The sequence below is a fragment of the Streptococcus sp. ACS2 genome, from assembly GCF_000525585.1.
Lineage (GTDB): Bacteria > Bacillota > Bacilli > Lactobacillales > Streptococcaceae > Streptococcus.
Genome location: NZ_JALT01000031.1, coordinates 133,550 through 153,173 on the forward strand (window position 1 = coordinate 133,550; position 19,624 = coordinate 153,173).

18 protein-coding genes are annotated in these 19,624 nt (G+C 40.0%); 15 read left to right on the forward strand and 3 right to left on the reverse strand.

Annotated features, from left to right (window positions below; genetic code table 11):
* The first annotated feature begins 31 nt into the window (after positions 1-31).
* On the forward strand, positions 32-772 hold the full coding sequence (locus HMPREF1517_RS06975; protein WP_002884014.1) for an esterase family protein: 741 nt from the start codon (positions 32-34) through the stop codon (positions 770-772).
* 46 nt (positions 773-818) lie between these two features.
* Complete coding sequence (locus HMPREF1517_RS06980) at positions 819-1,982, forward strand: ATP-grasp domain-containing protein (RefSeq protein WP_037600505.1); 1,164 nt, start codon at positions 819-821, stop codon at positions 1,980-1,982.
* A 52-nt stretch (positions 1,983-2,034) separates the two neighbouring features.
* On the opposite strand, the gene HMPREF1517_RS06985 is transcribed toward HMPREF1517_RS06980, so the two are convergent.
* Positions 2,035-3,117, reverse strand: a complete 1,083-nt coding sequence (locus tag HMPREF1517_RS06985; RefSeq protein ID WP_037600508.1) for a DEAD/DEAH box helicase — start codon at positions 3,115-3,117, stop codon at positions 2,035-2,037.
* A 91-nt stretch (positions 3,118-3,208) separates the two neighbouring features.
* Here HMPREF1517_RS06985 and udk point away from each other — a divergent pair, with 91 nt between their 5' ends.
* From udk to mprF, 6 genes are all read left to right on the forward strand, one after another.
* Positions 3,209-3,844 carry a uridine kinase gene (gene udk / locus HMPREF1517_RS06990; RefSeq protein WP_002890688.1) on the forward strand — a complete coding sequence of 212 codons (636 nt, stop codon included), beginning with the start codon at positions 3,209-3,211 and terminating at the stop codon, positions 3,842-3,844.
* A gap of 36 nt (positions 3,845-3,880) precedes the next feature.
* A complete protein-coding gene (locus tag HMPREF1517_RS06995) occupies positions 3,881-5,800 on the forward strand; it encodes an ABC-F family ATP-binding cassette domain-containing protein (RefSeq protein ID WP_037600510.1) in 1,920 nt (639 codons plus the stop codon).
* A gap of 89 nt (positions 5,801-5,889) precedes the next feature.
* The gene (locus HMPREF1517_RS07000) at positions 5,890-6,150 is read left to right on the forward strand and encodes a YiaA/YiaB family inner membrane protein (RefSeq protein WP_002883990.1); all 261 of its coding nucleotides are present in this window, start codon (positions 5,890-5,892) and stop codon (positions 6,148-6,150) included.
* A gap of 191 nt (positions 6,151-6,341) precedes the next feature.
* Positions 6,342-7,373 carry a hypothetical protein gene (locus HMPREF1517_RS07005; protein ID WP_037600513.1) on the forward strand — a complete coding sequence of 344 codons (1,032 nt, stop codon included), beginning with the start codon at positions 6,342-6,344 and terminating at the stop codon, positions 7,371-7,373.
* A 455-nt stretch (positions 7,374-7,828) separates the two neighbouring features.
* Positions 7,829-8,548, forward strand: coding sequence for an alpha/beta fold hydrolase (locus tag HMPREF1517_RS07010; RefSeq protein ID WP_022495803.1), 720 nt, complete (start codon positions 7,829-7,831; stop codon positions 8,546-8,548).
* A complete protein-coding gene (gene mprF, locus HMPREF1517_RS07015; RefSeq protein WP_037600518.1) occupies positions 8,545-11,100 on the forward strand; it encodes a bifunctional lysylphosphatidylglycerol flippase/synthetase MprF in 2,556 nt (851 codons plus the stop codon). Before HMPREF1517_RS07010 ends, mprF begins: the two co-directional genes overlap by 4 nt.
* Positions 11,101-11,154: 54 nt before the next feature.
* On the opposite strand, the gene gatD is transcribed toward mprF, so the two are convergent.
* Together gatD and murT are read right to left on the reverse strand one after the other, a co-directional pair.
* Complete coding sequence (gene gatD / locus HMPREF1517_RS07020; protein ID WP_037600521.1) at positions 11,155-11,943, reverse strand: lipid II isoglutaminyl synthase subunit GatD; 789 nt, start codon at positions 11,941-11,943, stop codon at positions 11,155-11,157.
* Positions 11,943-13,286: a lipid II isoglutaminyl synthase subunit MurT gene (murT, locus tag HMPREF1517_RS07025; RefSeq protein WP_037600524.1), complete on the reverse strand. Its 1,344-nt coding sequence runs from the start codon at positions 13,284-13,286 to the stop codon at positions 11,943-11,945. Before murT ends, gatD begins: the two co-directional genes overlap by 1 nt.
* Before the next feature lie 101 nt (positions 13,287-13,387).
* Between murT and cdaA the strand changes: the two genes are divergently transcribed.
* The 7 genes from cdaA to HMPREF1517_RS07060 all read left to right on the forward strand — a co-directional run bounded on the left by cdaA (position 13,388) and on the right by HMPREF1517_RS07060 (position 19,619).
* Complete coding sequence (gene cdaA, locus HMPREF1517_RS07030; RefSeq protein ID WP_037600527.1) at positions 13,388-14,239, forward strand: diadenylate cyclase CdaA; 852 nt, start codon at positions 13,388-13,390, stop codon at positions 14,237-14,239.
* A complete protein-coding gene (locus tag HMPREF1517_RS07035) occupies positions 14,236-15,201 on the forward strand; it encodes a CdaR family protein (protein WP_037600530.1) in 966 nt (321 codons plus the stop codon). The genes cdaA and HMPREF1517_RS07035 overlap by 4 nt, the downstream gene beginning before the upstream one ends.
* A gap of 220 nt (positions 15,202-15,421) precedes the next feature.
* Complete coding sequence (glmM, locus tag HMPREF1517_RS07040) at positions 15,422-16,774, forward strand: phosphoglucosamine mutase (protein ID WP_037600533.1); 1,353 nt, start codon at positions 15,422-15,424, stop codon at positions 16,772-16,774.
* Between the two features lie 2 nt (positions 16,775-16,776).
* A complete protein-coding gene (locus HMPREF1517_RS07045) occupies positions 16,777-17,217 on the forward strand; it encodes a GtrA family protein (RefSeq protein WP_013990768.1) in 441 nt (146 codons plus the stop codon).
* Between the two features lie 97 nt (positions 17,218-17,314).
* Complete coding sequence (locus HMPREF1517_RS07050; protein WP_037600536.1) at positions 17,315-18,001, forward strand: tRNA (adenine(22)-N(1))-methyltransferase; 687 nt, start codon at positions 17,315-17,317, stop codon at positions 17,999-18,001.
* Positions 17,991-18,779, forward strand: a complete 789-nt coding sequence (locus HMPREF1517_RS07055; RefSeq protein ID WP_021144348.1) for a Nif3-like dinuclear metal center hexameric protein — start codon at positions 17,991-17,993, stop codon at positions 18,777-18,779. The genes HMPREF1517_RS07050 and HMPREF1517_RS07055 overlap by 11 nt, the downstream gene beginning before the upstream one ends.
* 12 nt (positions 18,780-18,791) lie before the next feature.
* A complete protein-coding gene (locus HMPREF1517_RS07060; protein ID WP_021144347.1) occupies positions 18,792-19,619 on the forward strand; it encodes a ZIP family metal transporter in 828 nt (275 codons plus the stop codon).
* The last annotated feature ends 5 nt before the right edge of the window (positions 19,620-19,624 follow it).

Sequence of the window (19,624 nt, forward strand, 5' to 3'; positions counted from 1 at the left end):
TTTAATTTAATTTAGGAAAAGGAATATAAATATGAATATCGAACATCTTAGCCACTGGAGTGGTCAACTTAACCGTGAAATGTATGTTAACCGTTACGGGCACGCTGGTATCCCTGTTGTGGTTTTTGCCTCATCAGGTGGTAGCCATAACGAATACTATGACTTTGGTATGATTGATGCTTGTGCACGTTTTATCGAAGAAGGACGCGTACAATTCTTTACGCTTTCAAGTGTGGACAGTGAAAGCTGGCTTTGTGATTGGAAAAATCCACACGATCGTGCTGAAATGCACCGTGCCTATGAACGCTATGTTATTGAAGAAGCTATTCCATTTATCAAACACAAAACTGGTTGGTTTGATCCAATGATGACAACAGGTTGTTCAATGGGGGCATACCATGCGCTTAATTTCTTCTTGCAACACCCTGATGTTTTCAATAAAGTGGTAGCCCTCAGTGGTGTCTACGATGCTCGTTTCTTTGTGGGTGAGTTTGGAGGGGACGAAGCTATTTACCAAAATTCCCCATCAGATTATATCTGGAACCAAAATGATGGTTGGTTTATCGACCGTTACCGTCAAGCTGAGATTATCGTATGTACAGGTCTTGGTGCTTGGGAACAAGATGGTCTTCCATCTTACTATAAACTCAAGGAAGCCTTTGAACAAAAGAATATTCCAGCTTGGTTCTCTGAGTGGGGCCATGATGTCGCTCATGATTGGGAATGGTGGCGTAAACAAATGCCTTATTTCCTTGACAATATGAACCTATAATTTCTTTGTCCATCCCATCTAAATAACTATAAAAGAGGAATTACTAATGAATTATCTTGTTATTTCACCATACTATCCACAAAACTTCCAACAGTTTACAGTTGAACTTGCTAATAAGGGAATCACTGTTCTTGGTATTGGTCAAGAGCCTTATGAACAATTGGATCAACCTTTGAAAGAGGCTTTGACTGAGTACTTCCGTGTAGACAATCTGGAAAACTTGGATGAAGTTAAACGTGCGGTAGCCTTTCTTTTCTATAAACACGGACCAATTGACCGAATCGAATCTCATAACGAATACTGGTTGGAATTGGATGCTGCTCTTCGTGAACAGTTCAATGTTTTTGGTGCTAAGCCAGAAGATCTTAAGAAGACTAAATTCAAGTCTGAAATGAAAAAACTCTTCCAAAAAGCTGGAGTTCCAGTTGTACCTGGTGCTATCATTAAAACTGATGAAGATGTGGATAAAGCTGTGAAAGAAATCGGTCTTCCAATGATTGCTAAGCCAGATAATGGGGTTGGTGCAGCTGCAACCTTCAAACTTGAAACAGAAGATGATATCAATCACTTTAAGGCTGAGTGGGATCATGAAACAGTTTATTTCTTTGAAAAATTTGTAACATCAAGCGAAATCTGTACTTTCGATGGTTTGATTGATCATGATGGTAATATTGTCTTCTCGACAACTTTTGATTATGCCCACACACCACTTGACTTGATGATTTACAAGATGGATAATTCTTACTACGTTCTTAAAGAAATGGATCCTAAGTTACGTAAGTATGGTGAGGCAATTGTCAAAGAATTTGGTATGAAGGAACGTTTCTTCCATATTGAGTTCTTCCGTGATGGTGACGATTATATTGCTATTGAATATAACAACCGTCCAGCAGGTGGTTTCACAATCGACGTGTATAACTATGCTCACTCTTTCGATTTGTACAAGGGGTATGCGGATATCGTTGCTGGCGAACCATTCCCAGCTTCTCAGTTTGAGCCACTTTACTGTTTGGCGACTTCACGTCGTGCAAGCTCTCACTATGCTTATTCAGAAGAAGAACTTTTTGATAAGTATCGTGAACAACTTAAAGTTAAGAAAATCATGCCTGCAGCCTTTGCAGAGTTGCAAGGTGACTTCCTCTATATGTTGACAACTCCAAGTCGTGAGGAAATGGAACAAATGATTGAGGACTTTGGTAAAAAAGCCTAATCTGTATATGTTAAAAGCACTTCAGAGTAAACTGAAGTGCTTTTGTGATGCCTTATTTTTCGTGAAGTTCTTGATTTTTAAGAACCAGTTCTGAAACTTTGGCGAATTTTTTAAGTTTTTTGAGGTCTTCTGGATGGGTTACCAAGCTAATGACGCTACCTTCATTTCCCATACGACCAGTACGTCCTGCACGGTGAGTATAGGCTTCGCGATCTCGAGGTATATCGAAGTTGATGACTACCTCTAGATTTTCAATATCGATGCCGCGTGCCAAGAGGTCAGTACCTAGTAAGAGTGAAATCTCATGATTCTTGAATTTTTCCAAGATAACCTTACGGAATTTGACGTTGATGTCACTAGCCAATGATACCGCTGAAGCTCCGTTAAATTGGAGGCGTTCTTCAGTAGCCCCAAGGTCAGATAGACTGTTAAAAAAGACAAGGCCACGGAAGTCAGGGATATTGGAGAACTTACGGAGAAGTTCGACACGGTTACGTTTATCAACACTGATATAATAATGTTTGATAGTGTCAAGTTCTTGATCAGATAGGTCATAAACGATGGTATTTTCGACAAGATTTTGATCATCAATTTTGTTGGTTGCCGAAATATAAATCATTTGATGGTCACGAGGAACATGGTGGCTGATTTTTGTCACAAAGTGGTATTGGCTATCACTGAGAAGCTCATCAAATTCATCTAGGACGATGGTGTTGACATTCATCATCTTGATCTTTTTGAGTTTAATCAGCTCGAAGACACGGCCAGGTGTTCCGATGAGAATTTCCGGTCCTTTCTTCAGGCGTTCAATTTGTCTCTTTTGACTAGAGCCAGAAAGGAAGAGTTGGGCAGTGAGTCCTAGTGGCTCAGCCCATTGTTTGGTCACATCAAAAATCTGTCCAGCAAGCTCTGAATTGGGTGCTAGGATAAGCAATTGCTGAGATTTTTTGGGCTTGAGTGAGAGGAGCAATGGGAGAAGGTAGGCTAGAGTCTTACCTGTTCCTGTAGGACTGATACCTAGGATATTGTCTCCTTCAGTGATTGGTGCAAAGAGTTCTTTTTGAATGGCAGTCTCTGTAGTGATTCCTTTTTCTTTAAGGAGGTCTTGCCATTGTTCAGGAAAGTTTTTAAACATAAAAGTCTCATTTTCTATATGGATTTGCTTTTATTATATCATGATTTAGTGTAGAATAGATAAGAAAGACTATATTAGATAGGAATTTACCATGCCTAAAAAACCGATTATTATTGGGGTTACGGGTGGCTCTGGTGGAGGTAAGACCAGTGTTTCTCGTGCCATTCTATCAAATTTTCCAGATGAGAAAATTGCTATGATTGAGCATGATTCTTATTATAAGGATCAGTCACATTTGACTTTTGAAGAGCGTGTATCAACTAACTACGACCATCCCTTTGCCTTCGATACAGATCTTATGATTGAACACATCAATGAGCTGATTGCTGGGCGTCCAGTGGATATTCCGATTTATGACTACACCCAACACACTCGTAGTGAAAAGACTTATCGTCAGGAACCACAGGATGTCTTCATTGTTGAAGGGATTTTGGTACTTGAGGATAAACGCTTGCGTGATTTGATGGATATCAAGCTTTTTGTAGATACTGATGATGACATTCGTATTATCCGTCGTATCAAGCGTGACATGGAAGAGCGTGGCCGTAGCTTGGATAGTATTATTGAGCAATATATCAGTGTGGTTAAACCTATGTACCACCAGTTTATCGAACCTACGAAACGCTACGCAGATGTGGTGATTCCTGAAGGTGTTACAAATACTGTTGCTATCGATTTGATTAATACTAAGGTAGCAAGCATTTTGAAAGAAAGTCAGAAAGCCTAAGCAGGAGCTTGGCTTTTTTGGTATAATTGAAACGTTATGATTATTTTACAAGGAAACAAGATTGAGCGCTCTTTCTCAGGGGATGTGCTCTTTGATAATATTAATATTCAGGTAGATGAACGCGATCGTATTGCCCTTGTTGGACGTAACGGTGCTGGGAAATCAACCCTATTGAAAATTTTGGTTGGAGAGGAAGCGCCGACAAGTGGTGAAATCAACACAAAACGTGATTTGAATTTGTCTTACTTAGCTCAGGATAGTCGCTTTGAGTCTAGCAATACCATCTATGCGGAAATGTTAAATGTTTTTGCAGGTCTTCGTGCAGACGAAAAACGCCTTCGTGACATGGAAATGAAGATGGCTGAGTTAACTGGGTCAGACTTGGACAAGTTAATGACTGACTACGATCGCCTTTCTGAGGATTTCAGACAGCGAGGTGGTTTTACCTATGAATCTGATATCAGAGCCATTCTCAATGGTTTTAAGTTTGATGAAAGCATGTGGGAAATGCCCATTTCAGATCTTTCTGGAGGGCAAAACACGCGCTTAGCTTTGGCGAAAATGCTGCTTGAGAAGCCTGAACTCTTGGTACTGGATGAACCGACTAACCACTTGGATATCGAAACCATTGCCTGGTTGGAGAATTACCTGGTCAATTATCAGGGAGCTCTAATCATTGTCAGTCACGACCGTTATTTTTTGGATAAGGTGGCGACAGTAACCCTGGATTTGACCAAACATAGTTTAGATCGTTATGTCGGAAACTATTCAAAATTCATGGACCTTAAGGCTGAAAAGTTGGCCACTGAAGCAAAGAACTTCGAAAAACAACAAAAGGAAATTGCTAAGTTGGAGGACTTTGTTAATCGTAATATTGTCCGTGCTTCTACAACTAAGCGTGCTCAAGCTCGTCGTAAACAGCTAGAGAAAATGGAACGTCTGGATAAGCCAACAGAAAGCCAGAAGTCAGCTAATATGACTTTCCATGCGGATAAGGTCTCTGGGAATGTGGTCTTGACAGTTAGGGATGCTGCTATTGGTTATGACGACGAGGTTCTCTCAGAGCCTATTTCCCTGGATGTTAAGAAGATGGATGCCATTGCCATCGTTGGTCCAAATGGTATCGGGAAAACAACCTTTATCAAGTCGGTAGTGGGTAAATTGCCTTTTATCAAGGGAACGTCAACCTATGGTGCTAATGTTGAAGTGGGGTATTATGATCAAACCCAATCTGCCTTGACATCGTCGAACACAGTCCTTGATGAGTTGTGGAATGATTTTGCGACGACTCCTGAAGTTGAGATTCGTAACCGTCTGGGGGCCTTTCTCTTCTCAGGTGATGATGTCAAAAAGTCTGTTTCCATGCTTTCTGGTGGTGAGAAAGCTCGCTTACTCCTAGCCAAATTGTCAATGGAAAACAACAACTTTCTCATCCTAGATGAGCCGACCAACCACTTGGACATTGATAGTAAGGAAGTCTTGGAAAATGCTCTCATTGACTTTGATGGAACGCTTCTCTTTGTCAGCCATGACCGTTACTTTATCAACCGTGTGGCAACCAAAGTGATGGAAATTTCTGAGGATGGGGCAACCATTTATCTTGGAGATTATGATTACTACCTTAAGAAGAAGGCGGAGCTTGAAGAGTTAGCACGTCTTGAAGCAGAGGAAAATCAAGTATCAGAGGAAGTCCAAGTAGCTTCAGCGGGTGCTAGTGATTATCAAGCTCAAAAAGCCAATCAAAAAGAGATACGTAAATTAAGCCGACGCATTGAGCAAATTGAAAATGAGCTAGAGACGATTGAAGAACGATTGGAGGAAATCTCTGCTGCCATGCTTGAAACAAATGACGTGGCAGAATTGTCTGACTTACAGAAAGAGCTGGATGACTTATCAGTCAATCAAGAAGCTCTGATGGAAGAGTGGAGTGCCCTATCAGAACAATTGGAAGGTTAAGGGATGATGAGAACCTTTTCATGTTTTGAGCTGTGAAAGGCTTACATTGTTGGTATAATAGTCTTAGTATATAAAAGGAGACTAACTTTATGAACAAAGTAAAGAAAAAAGTGTATCGTAACACAACATCTTTCAACATGATGGCATGGGGATCATTTGCCTTCTTCGTAATCTTGATGTTGGTAGGCCTCTATACCCTTAAAGAGCCTTTGATGGTTAAGGGTTACTACCTCATGGGATGTGTTGGTTTGATTTCATCTTCATTTACAGTATCTAAGGTTGTCCGTGATAACCAAGAAGATGAAGAAAACTATAATAAGCTCATCGCTCAACAAACTTTCGAACAATAAGAGGAGAAGCCTGAAAAGGCTTTTTCTTTTTGTCAAACTCTAATTTATTATTTGATACATACTTTACTCAAATAATAAAAAGTCCTTAAATAAGCAAAATATTAAAATTAAATAAAAATTAAAGAATACGTTGACACTTTATTTCTTTTAAAATATACTGATGATATCAAATTAATTTGGAGTTTAATATAATGAAATTACGTAGTATGACTTTTCTATCATTACTTATAATTTTTTCGATAGCAGTGGCGCATGTTAATGCAGATTCGAAAGTTGAAAATGAAGTAAAGACTCCTATATCTTCTAAAAACTTAGATGAAGAGTATTATGATGATTTAGTGACTGATTTTAAAAAAGCAGGATTTACAGATGTTGTAGTCAAGAAAGATGAAGATCTTATTTTTGGATTTGTACATTTCGATGGAGAAGTAGAAGAAGTTCAAGTAGGAAAGACTACGAATTTTAAAAAGGGAGCATCTTTTTCAAAGAATGACAAAGTTACTATAACTTATCATACATATTCAAATAGAGATCAGAAAATTCTAAAATTGGAACTCGATAGAGAGTTTACGGCTGATGAAAATGGCAATGTTGAGGTTAATGGTATTACAGAAAAGGGAACACAAATATCATCTTCAGATGAACAGAGTATAGATGCAAAAGACGATGGTAAATTCAGTATGTCATTTAAACTGAAAGATAAGAATGATTCTAAAATTAGACTTGATTTAAAAAATGGTAAAAAGAATCGAGTTAAATACATAACATTACATCAGAATAAAAAGGTAATTGAAAGAATTGAATCTTCTGAAGAAGCTAGTGCATCATCAAGCATAGCAGCATCAGAAAATGCAGCTAGAGAAAAACAGAAGATAGATGATTATAATAAAAATCATATTGCATATAAGATTGATTTTTATGATTATAAAAAGTTTTATGTTTTAGATACCCAAAATCATCAAATTTTTGAGATAACAAAATATGATAATGAAGAGAGTGCAGTAGTCACTACTGCTTCTTATACAGGAGATATGAATACAGCGATTGATTTTACATTTGATTTTGGTGAAGGTGGTAGCTACTCAATGCATGCATACAATAAGTACAATGGTTTACCTAAATCTGGTGCAATTTTTACAGGTGTAAATGACGGAATTAGTAATAAAGCTAGCTATTTGGAAGACTCTTATGGTATTGCAAAAAAATATTTAGGTATTGAGTGATAAACAATTCTCATACTAGAAAAAAAGTATAATTTAGCCTTAAGTGATTTATCAATCGTGGCAATAAATACAAATAAATTCTTCAAGAAGTAATTAAATAAAGCTAGATGAGACTTCCTGTTGTGAGAAAAGTGGCTGAATCTTTTTAGTACCAGCCACTCGGAATTTTTGAGACTTTAGGCTCAAAAATTAGTCATGGAACTTCGAAGAAGGTCGCTGACGTCCGTACTCACTTAAAGGAAGTCTCAAAAAGATTATATTTAAAGAAGCCTGAAAAGGCTTTTTCTTTTTGCAGAAAATGCACAAATATTCTGACTCTTGCCTAGTGGAAGTGTTATAATGGAGTGAAGGGGGTTAGATGATTTTGGAATGTGATAAGTCCAATTCATCAGCCCTAATGCCTTATAAGACTAATTATCGTATAAGAATGCGTTAGTGAAAAGGTAGGTAATATTATGGAATTCAAAGTGAAAGATGGTCAAATCATCTATTATCGTGATCTCGGTAAAGGCTTTCCAATTGTTTTTTTGCATGGCAATAATTTGTCAGGGAATTACTTTGGTAAGCAAGGAATTCTGTATCGAGACTATCGTTTAATTTTCATTGATAGTCGTAATCACGGCAGGTCCAGTCGTCAGAGTGTCAAGATGACCTTTGAACAGATGGCTGCCGATTTGGAGGAAATTTTGCAATATTTGAATATTAAGAAGGCCTTATTTGTCGGTCATAGTGACGGTGCTAATTTGGCTATGGTTTATGCTAGTCGTTATCCTGACCGGATTGCAGGGCTCTTGCTTAATGCGGGAAATATGACCTTTAATGGGTTGACGAGACGCTCAAGATTCGCGGTCTATATACAATATCTTTGCTTAAAAGCCTTGTCACCATTTTCATCTAAAATGGATATCATGGCTCAGGTAACGGGTCTGATGCTTCATGACTTGCCACTAGATAGGGAACGTCTACATCAGGCTGCCTATCCTGTTTGGGTAGTTATGGGGCAAAGGGATGTTATCAGTATTAGGCATTCTAGAGAGATTTCAGAACTCTTTCCTATTCATAAGCTCTATGTCCAACGTCGAGAAGGACATCGTCTAGCTCAACGTAAATATAAGGTCTTTAATCAAATGATTCGTGAACTTGTGAGAATTAGTCGAAAAGAGGTGGTGGCATGAAGCGTCTTTTAGAGAGACTTCAACCTTTAAAAGCGGCCGTTAAATCCATCTTCTTTATCTCGATTACGGTTCTTGTCGTCATAGAATTGGTTCGTCTAAAACGGACCATCACTTTAGAGTCACTGGAGTCAGCTCTGTCCGGTTTGTCTATTTGGCATCTTGTTTTGATGGCTGTCATCGGACTAGTCGCTGTCTCCCCCATGCTCTTTTATGACATCATACTGAATAAGGAGCTAGAAACGGATTATTCCAAATCCTATATCTTAGAAACAAGTTGGGCTGTCAATACCATTAATAACTTGGCTGGTTTTGCTGGTTTGGTCGATGTGGGTCTGCGATATTCCTTTTATTCTGAGGATGGGCAGGAAAAGACAGGTGTTAAGGCACTTTCTCGTTTATTGCCTTATTTTATGTCGGGTCTATCCCTTTTAAGTGGTTTGGTATTCGCTGTCTTTTGGTTCTTCCCTCTAAGTCCAGACTTAAGAAAATATTGGTTACTCTTATTGGGTATTTTCCTTTATCTGCCTTTTATTTTCTTTGTTTCTAGTCGTGAAAAGTTAACTTATTTTGGTCAAGTACCGTTGAAAACGAGGCTAAGTCTTCTTTTAGCTTCGACAGCTGAATGGGGAACGGCCCTAGGGAGCTTTGTCAGTGTGGCTTATTTAATGGGCTTACATGTTCCACTTTATAATCTGGTTCCACTTTATTTCCTAGCGGTTATTATTGGTATCTTCTCTATGATTCCGGGTGGTATTGGTAGTTTCGATTTGATTGTGATTACCGGTCTGACCTCTATGGGGGTTAGCAATGCTCTTGCGGTTAGTCTGCTCTTGCTCTTTCGTTTAACCTACTACGTTATTCCCTTCATGCTTGGTGTTGTCTTCTTTTTCAAACACATGGGAGGACGTATCAACGAGAAATACTTCAAACTTTCTTCACGAGTATTTGGTGGAAGTCTCCACCGTTTTCTCGTCTATTTGCTACGTTTTTTAGGGATTTTCTTGATTTTGTCTGCCCTAATCCCTGAACGCTTGGCTAATGTCTACTTTATTAGCCGTTTTGATCCTATTCAGGAGCAGTTGATTTGGCAATTCCCAAGTATCCTATTTGGTACCTTATTCATTTTCATGGCTCGTCTCATTAGACGTCGGGTTAAGGGTGCTTTTGTTGCCTCCTTGATAACCTTTGTCTTGGCCTTAATTTATGTCAATCTCAATGGTATTTCATGGGCCATGTCTTTCCTAATTTTACTCTCTTTGGTGCTTATGTTGATCATCAGAAAGAGGTTGTATCATCGTTACTTTGTTTATAGTTGGGAAGACAAAACCAAGGATTTCCTTTTCCTAGCCTTTACGATTCTGGTTCTCCTCGTTTTGGGTGGCAGCGGTTTTTGGTCTCATTTATTGCCACCTAAGAATCGGGATGTTCTTGGACATTTTGTTCATATTTGGTTTGATATTTTACTGGCATCAGTTATCATTGCAACTATTGTTTGGGGAGTCTTGAGAATTTTGGCACCCCGCAGGCCTTTTGGTCAAAGCATGGATGATGAGCGCTTCACAGCTCTCCTTGAGAAATATGGAGGTGCATCAGAAAGTGCCCTGGCTTATTTACATGATAAACGCCTCTTTTGGTATCGTGTCGATGGACAAGACCAGGTAGTTTTCCAATTTGCACAAACCAGTAACAAGTGTGTGGTTATGGGAAATCCGATAGGTAATGAAAACTATTACCGAGTAGCTTGGGAATCTTTCTTGAAGACCTTATCGGATTGGAATTTACAAGCCTTGTTTTATGAGGCAGATGAGAGTATTACCCTGATGCTTCATGATTATGGCTTTGATTTTATGAAATTTGGGGAAAATGCCATGGTTGATTTGACGTCATTTTCTGTTGATGGTAAACATGGTAAGAAGTTCCGTAAGCCAACCAATCGTGTTGAAAAAGCAGGTTTCCAGTTTAAGTTACTTGACCCTCCATTTTCAGAGACTCAGATGCAAGAAATGAAGGCTGTCTCAGATATTTGGCTTAACGGTCGTAAGGAGAAGGGCTTCTCCCTTGGTTTCTTTGATGAAGCCTATCTGCAGCAAGCACCGATTGCTATTGTTGAGAGTGAGGAGGGAGAAATTGTAGCCTTTGCCAACATCATGCCAACCAAAAACAAACGGGTGGCGACGATTGACCTTATGCGTTATGACTTTGAAAAGGCACCCGAAGGTATCATGGATTACCTCTTTGTGAAACTCTTCCAGTACTTCCAAGCAGAAGGAAAGCAGTATTTTGATATGGGAATGGCTCCACTCGCGAATGTGGGTACTGAAGAAGATAGTTTTTTGGAAGAGAAGGTTGCCAATTTGGTCTATGTCTTTGCGCAGCGTTTTTACTCTTTTAGTGGGCTCCAACGTTATAAGGAGAAGTTCTCTCCAATTTGGTCTCCCAAATACATTGTTTATCCTAAACGAACTTGGCTCTTGTTTGATATGATTGCCATTCTAAGGATTGATAATCGAAAAATTGAAGACAGATTGAAGAAAAGACGACTTTGGAAATAGATATGAAAAAATAGCGAAACCCTTAGGGTTTCGCTATTTTGCTATGTCATAGAATTATTTTTCAAATTCTGCTTTTGATTTAGTATCTGCGTATTCTTCAGCGACTTCGCTTGAAAGAATGTCATTGTAACTTGGCAATTTAATGTCTTGGCCATATTTGTTACGAAGGGCAGTAGTGACCAAACGGTAGGCCAGGTTGGCGTTACGAGAAAGAATTGGTCCATGGAAGTAGCTACCATAAACATTTTTATAGTGGACACCCTCAGAACCGTCTTCCTTGTTATTACCATTACCGTAGACCACTTTTCCAAGTGGTTTTTCATCATCAGAGAGGAAGGTGCGCCCTTGGTGATTCTCAAAGCCATAGTAAGTTTCATCGAACTCTTCGTTATGGATCTTGATGTCACCAATATAACGATTATTTTCTTGATTGAGGGTATAGTGGCCCATAACACCGATACCATCAATGCGGACACCATTAGCCTGGATGTAATATTGACCAAGAAGTTGGAAACCACCACAGATGGCAAGAATTACTTTGTTATCTTGGATGAATTGACCAATAGCCTCACGCTTAGTTGGGAGGTCTTTAGCAACGATGGATTGTTCGTAGTCTTGACCACCTCCAAAGAAGACCATGTCGTAGTGGTCCTTGTCGAAGTCATCACCAACTGAAACGATGTCGAAGGTCATCTTAGCACCAAGTTTTTCACCCACGTATTTGATCATAAGGACATTTCCGTTGTCACCGTAGGTATTGAGTAGATTACCATAAAGGTGGGCAACATTTAGGTCATAGGTGTAGTCACGATTTTCTGGAGATTTGAGTGAAGTATAAGTCATTAGTTCATCTCCTTTCCGACAGCATGACGTTGAGCAAGAATATCACGGAATTCAAGCATGGCAGTATAGGTCGCTAAGATATAGGCATGATCGCAATCTTGTTTTTCAATCAAGGCCATAATATCTTCAAGTTTTTCTGCTTGCGTAATCTTTTCTTCTGGATAGCCGGTTACACGAAGACGGCGGGCAATTTCAGAGTGGCGAACACCACCAGCGTTAATCTCAGGGATATCCATCTCGAGAATGCTTTCGAAGTTGGCATCCCAAATCCAGCTGGTGTCAATACCATCAGCATAGTTGGCGTTAAGAAGGACTGACAAGCTAAATGGATAATCTGCAAGTTTAATCATATCCAGAGCTTGGCTAGCTCCCACAGGATTCTTAATTAGAACGAGAGTACATGATTTGTCACCAATCTTAAAGGTTTCTTGGCGTCCAAAGACAGCACGACTCTTATCAAAACCAGCCTTGATTTGCTCTGGAGCCACTCCGAAAAATTCAGCGACAGAAACGGCAGCAAGGGCATTGTAGATGTTATAAAGACCACCGACATTAATCTTGTAATCTTGTCCATCAATGACAAATTCAGAAGTAGTGTTAGTGATTTTAGTCAACTCTGTTAGCTTATAGTCTAATTCTGGACGGTGGAAGTCACAGTTGAGGCATACATAGTCACCCAGATTAGCATAAGTATTGAGGCGATACTGAAGAATGCTCTCACATTTAGGGCAGACAATTCCTTCGGTATTATAATGTGCCAGCTTTGGAGCGTGTTTTTCAGTGTCAAAACCATAGAAGCGTACAGGATTGACCACTTCTTTAGAATTAAAGAGAGGACTGTCTCCATTGGCCAAAATAGTGGCCTCAGGTGCCTTAGCAGCACCATCTAAAATCATCTGATAAGTGGTATAGATTTCACCATAGCGGTCCATTTGGTCACGGAAAATATTTGTGAAGACAAAAAGACTTGGAGTGATGTATTCAGTGATTTTTGGAAGGCTAGCCTCGTCAATTTCCAAGACAGCGATTTTCTTACCAGACTTGGCTTTTTTAGCTGTTAGGAAAGTAGAAGTGATTCCTGTGATCATGTTGGCCCCACTAGGGTTGGTCACAATCTCACCAAAAGCTTCTTTAAGAATTCCTACTGTTAAAGCTGTTGTCAGAGTCTTACCATTGGTTCCAGTGACAACGACAATCTCGTAATCCTTGGCTAAAGTGTCTAAAATATCTTTGTCAAATTTAAGGGCGATTTTTCCAGGCAGGGTTGAGCCACGTCCCAATTTTGAAAGGACGAAATGGCTAGCTTTACCCGCCAGAATTCCCATGGTAGTTTTCATAGTCATGAATTTATTTTATCACAAAAAGTAGTGATTGTAGTCTCAAAATAGTTAGAATTCGTGGTATAATAGAAACTGTTTAAAAATTAAAAGAAAGTGTGATATGTATGGGAATACTTTCGTCCATTGATATTGATTTTTGGCGGTCACTCTTTGATAGTCCGCTGAAAGTTATCGTCAATAGTTTGGACATATTGATTGTTGCTTTTTTAATTTATCGCTTTATTAGGGCCCTACGAGGGACAAAAATTATGACCCTTGTTCAAGGGGTTGTCTTATTTATTTTAGTCAAACTGATTTCTGATTTTATAGGCTTCACGACGATTTCTTATTTGATGAATCAGGTTATCAACTATGGAGCCATTGCGGCGGTTGTAATCTTTGCGCCAGAGCTTCGTTCTGCACTTGAAACCTTTGGACGGACACCTCAGCATTTTTTGCAAAATAAAGAGGTTAGCTCAGACGAGAAGTTGGTTCAAGCCTACGTTAAAGCTGTTAAGTACATGAGTCCTCGTAAGATTGGGGCGCTGGTTTCTATTGAACAGACTCAGACCTTACAAGAGCAGATTGCGACTGGGATTCCACTTGATGCGGTGGTGACTGGGGAACTTTTAATTAATATATTCATCCCAAATACACCGCTTCATGATGGGGCAGTTATCATTAGAGATAACAAGGTTGCGACGGCTTGTTCTTATCTGCCATTGACGGAATCTAATAAGATTTCCAAAGAGTTTGGGACTAGACATAGGGCTGCTATTGGTCTTTCAGAACAGACAGATGCACTGACCTTTGTTGTGTCTGAGGAAACTGGTGCGATTTCAATTGCTTACAAGGGAAATTTCATCCATGATCTCTCTGTTCAAGAATTTGAACAAGAGTTGAGTCTTATCTTGTTGAAAGAACAAGAACCACGTCAGTCATTCTTCCAACGTTGGATGGGAGGTAGCAAAAAATGAAGCGTTTCGTAAATTTCTTTAAAGACGATCGTTTATGGCAGATGCTAGTTGCTCTCTTCTTTGCTGTGGTACTCTTTTTCACGGCATGGTCGGGAAATACGCAAAATAAAAACAATAGCTCAAGTGCATCTAATACCTTTACACAAACCGTTGAATCGGTTCCTGTGGATATTAAATATGATAGTGATAAGTACTTTATCAGTGGTTATTCCTATGATGCCGAAGTCTATTTGACGGCGACAACACAGCTGGCTTTAACGACTGAGACAAGTAGTGATACGCGTCACTTTAAATTAGTTGCTGATTTGTCGAATCTGGGTCAAGGAACCAGTCGAGTACCTATTCAGGTTAAGGATCTTCCAGCTGGAATGTCTGCGCAAGTATCGCCATCAACCTTGACGGCGACTATTGGTAAAAAAGCCAGCAAGACCTTTGACGTCGTAGCTAATATCACATCAGATAAGTTAGCAAATGGCTATGAAGTTAAAAAAGTTAGCCTGGATGCAACCAAGGTAGAGGTAACTTCGAGTGAAGATATCATTAACCAGATTGATCATGTTCAAGCAGTATTGGAAGGCGATTCCAACCTGTCTGAAGATTATGATGGGAACTTGGTCCTTCAAGCAGTTTCGACAAATGGAACAGTACTAGCAAGTTCAATCTCACCAGCTAAGGTGCATGCCAAGATTAGTTTGCGAAAATTAAGCAAATCTGTTCCTGTTAAGGTCGAACTGACTGGAGATAAGGCTAGCAATGTGTCTAGTATCAGCTACAGCTTTAATCGTGGGCATGTGACTATTGTTGGTAGTCAAGAAGCTATGGATAAGATTGATAGCATCACAGTTCCTGTGGACATTAGCCAAGTGACTAAGGACACATCAAAAACAATAGACCTTAAGGCAGAAGGTGTTACGGTTCAGCCTGGCACTGTTAAGGTTAACTTAAAAGTCACGCAAAAATAGGGGAGTTACATTTTTCCTAAATTCATGTATAATGGATGGGATTGAGAGGGACTAATCTCATAAAAATGTAACCAATTAAAAATGTTTAAAATCAAGGGTTGAAAATATTGGCGAAATCTTATAAAGTTAGATTATCTAGATAGATTTCACTAGATTGACTCTTGCTAAACAGCATCACAGTTTAAGGAGGATTTAGTGCTTAAGCACTAATAATAAAATTATGGGTAAATATTTTGGAACAGACGGTGTTCGTGGAGAAGCAAACGTTGAACTTACGCCTGAATTGGCCTTTAAATTAGGTCGTTTTGGTGGTTATGTGCTTAGCCAACATGAGACTGGCCGTCCTAAAGTTTTTGTGGCACGTGATACACGTATCTCTGGTGAGATGTTGGAATCTGCCTTAGTAGCAGGTTTGCTCTCAGTGGGTATTGAAGTCTACAAACTTGGAGTACTTGCGACACCTGGCGTCTCATACTTGGTCCGTACAGAAAATGCAAGCGCTGGTGTTATGATTTCAGCTAGCCACAATCCAGCTCTTGATAATGGTATCAAGTTCTTTGGTGGCGATGGTTTTAAATTGGATGATGCGCGTGAAGCGGAAATTGAAGCCCTTCTCGATGCTGCAGAAGATACGCTTCCACGCCCTTCGGCTGAAGGACTTGGAACACTTGTGGATTATCCAGAGGGTCTTCGTAAATACGAAAAATTCTTGGTGGCTACAGGTGTTGACCTCGGTGGCATAAAAGTTTCCTTGGATGCGGCTAATGGAGCAGCTGCGGTATCTGCACGTAACATTTTCCTTGACTTGAACGCAGAAATCTCTGTTATTGGTGACCAACCTGATGGCCTTAACATCAATGCTGGTGTTGGTTCGACACACCCAGAGCAGTTGCAAGCCTTGGTTAAAGAAACTGGCTCAGCTATTGGTCTTGCCTTTGATGGTGACAGTGACCGTCTCATCGCTGTTGATGAAAATGGCGATATTGTTGATGGTGATAAGGTGATGTATATCATTGGTAAACATTTGTCTCAAAAAGGCGAGTTGGCTAAAAATACTATTGTAACAACAGTTATGTCAAACCTTGGTTTCCACAAGGCACTTGACCGTGAAGGCATTAACAAGGCAGTGACTGCTGTTGGTGACCGTTACGTTGTCGAAGAAATGCGTAAAAACGGCTATAACCTTGGTGGTGAACAGTCTGGACACGTTATTATCATGGATTACAACACAACTGGTGATGGTCAATTGACAGCTATCCAATTGACTAAAGTCATGGTTGAAACAGGTAAGAGCTTGTCTGAATTGGCTTCAGAAGTGACCATCTATCCACAAAAATTGGTTAATATCCGTGTGGAAAATAGCATGAAAGATAAGGCTATGGAAGTTCCTGCAATTGCCGCTATCATTGAAAAAATGGAAGCTGAGATGGCTGGAAATGGACGTATCTTGGTTCGTCCAAGTGGTACTGAACCTCTTCTTCGTGTTATGGCAGAAGCCCCAACAGATGATGAAGTGAACTACTATGTTGATACGATTGCCGATGTTGTTCGTGCAGAAATTGGATTGGACTAAGTATGATAGCTAAGCTCAGAGCCTTCATGGCCACCGAAGTTTTCAAGTACCTTTTCTTTGGTGTCTTGGCAACTTTGGTCTATATGGTCAGTCGTACTTTGATTTTCCAGTTTACCCAACAAGGAACACTTTCAGCAGTCTTAGCAAATGCGATTGCCATTATCTTTGCCTTTTTTACAAATGACATGTTTGTCTTTAATCAGGAAAAGACAGGTATGGTTACGCGCTTTGTTAAGTTTGTGGGTGCTCGCCTATTGACCTTGGTCTTGGATTTGGCTCTGGCCTATTTCTTGGTCGATACCTATCCAGAAATTATTGGTCAATTTGTTGGTCATAGTCATGCTTGGGTAAACGGTATCGAGAGCCTCTTCTCTCAGGTCCTTATCATTGTATTGAACTATATTATTTCTAAATTCTTCGTCTTTACAGGCGAGAAAGTATAAACAAAAAGGAAGTTGTTAGGAAATGTGTTAAAACCATTTCTTACCAACTTCCTTTTTTGATATAATTGAATAGACTTAAAAAATAGAAAGATGAAATATGTACGTACAATTATCTCAACGCCTCAAGGACGTAGCAACCTATGTTCCCAAAGGTGCAAAACTCTTGGATGTAGGCAGTGATCATGCCTATCTTCCGATTTATTTACTTGAAAAAGGCCTGATTACTTCAGCTATTGCTGGTGAAGTTGTAAAAGGGCCCTATGAATCTGCTCTCGCTAATGTCTCAGCTTCTGGTTTCCAAGATAAAATCGAGGTGCGCTTGGCTAATGGCTTGGCTGCCTTCGAACCTTCTGATGCTGTCACAACCATCACAATCTGTGGCATGGGAGGACGTCTTATTGCGGATATTCTTGATGCTGGAAAGGACAAACTTAAGGGCGTAGACCGTCTGATTTTACAACCAAATAATCGTGAAGATGATCTCCGTATCTGGTTGATGGAAAATGGTTTTGAGATTATTGCAGAGTCTATCATGACTGAAAATGGCAAATACTACGAAATCATGGTGGCAGAAGCTGGACACATGAACCTTTCGGACAAGGAAGTGCGTTTTGGTCCTCATCTCATGAAAGACCAATCTCAGGTTTTCCAGCTCAAATGGCAACGCGAAATCAATAAATTAGAGATTGCTTTAGGATCCATTCCATTGGCCAATCAGGCTGATCGTACAGCTATCGAAGATAAAATTCAAACCATTAAGGAGGTTTTGAATCATGTTAGCTAGTGAACTTATTAAGACTTATGAAGAATTTTGTCCACAGGAGCTTTCTATGGAAGGTGATGTGGTTGGCTTGCAGATTGGTAGTCTGGACAAAGAGATTCAGAAGGTCATGGTTACCTTGGATGTTCGTGAGAATACGGTAGCCGAAGCCATTGAAAAAGGTGTGGACCTCATTATTGCTAAACATGCTCCAATTTTTCGTCCAGTTAAGGATTTGGTGTCTTCGCCTGACCGAGATATTTTACTTGACCTGGTTAAGCATGATATTGCAGTCTATGTGAGTCATACTAATATTGATGTCGTTAATGATGGGCTGAATGATTGGTTCTGTGACTTACTTGATATTAAAGACACCACTTATTTAACGCAGACTTCTGAAAATCATGGAATCGGTCGAGTAGGTGATATCGTGCCTCAGACTATTGAAGAACTTGCTCTTAAAGTCAAGTCTGTTTTTGCCTTAGATAGTGTTCGCTTGGTTCGTTATGACCATGAAAACCCTCTTGTTAGCCGTGTGGCTATTTGCGGTGGTAGCGGTCAAGGATTTTACAAGGATGCTTTGAAAAAGGGCGCACAAGTCTTCATCACTGGTGATATTTACTACCATACAGGACAGGAAATGATTACTAATGGTCTCTTGGCAATTGATCCTGGGCACCATATCGAAGCCCTTTTTATCCCAAAGATTGCTGAGAAACTTGAGGCTTGGAAACTTGAGTATGATTGGAATGTGACGATACTTGAAAGTCAGTCCTCAACCAATCCTTTTGACCATTTGTAGGAGGATGAGTCTGTGACTTGGCTTTTACATCAAAATGTGGTCTTTTTGGCCTTGCTTGCTGGTCTTTTTACTTGGGGCTGTACCATTGTCGGATCGGCCATTGTTTTCTTTTTCAAGAATATTAGCCGTAAATTGCTAGATATCATGATGGGCTTTGCGGCAGGTGTCATGATTGCGGCCTCTTTTTGGTCACTTTTGGACCCCTCTTTAACTTATGCGACTCAAAATGGCTATGGAAAGTGGTCATGGTTCCCTGCGGCAGCTGGTTTCTTGCTTGGAGGTATTGCCCTTCGTTTGATTGATGCCGTCGTTCCCCATTTGCATTTGGGAAATGACATCTCTAAAGCAGAAGGTATTCAACCTCGTAAGAAAAAGTTGTCCAAGACAGCCCTGCTCTTTTTGGCTATCACCATTCATAATTTTCCAGAGGGATTAGCAGTCGGTGTGACTTTCGGAGCCTTGGCTGGTGGCAATATGACATTCGCTGGTCTCATGGGAGCCATTGGTTTAGCTATAGGTATTGGTTTGCAGAATGTCCCTGAAGGTGCAGCCCTCTCAGTTCCTATTCGAGCTGATGGAAAATCTCGTATCAAGGCCTTTTATTGGGGATCTATGTCAGCTATCGTGGAGCCTATAGGGGCTGTTATGGGAGCTGCTCTTGTCATGTTGATGATGGCGATTATTCCTTATGCTTTGGCATTTGCGGCCGGAGCCATGATTTTTGTGGTAACGGAGGAATTGATTCCTGAATCACAAACCAATGGTAATACTGACGTAGCAACCTTGGGCCTTATGGTTGGCTTTGTCGTCATGATGGTCATGGACGTGGCCTTGGGGTAAAAGAA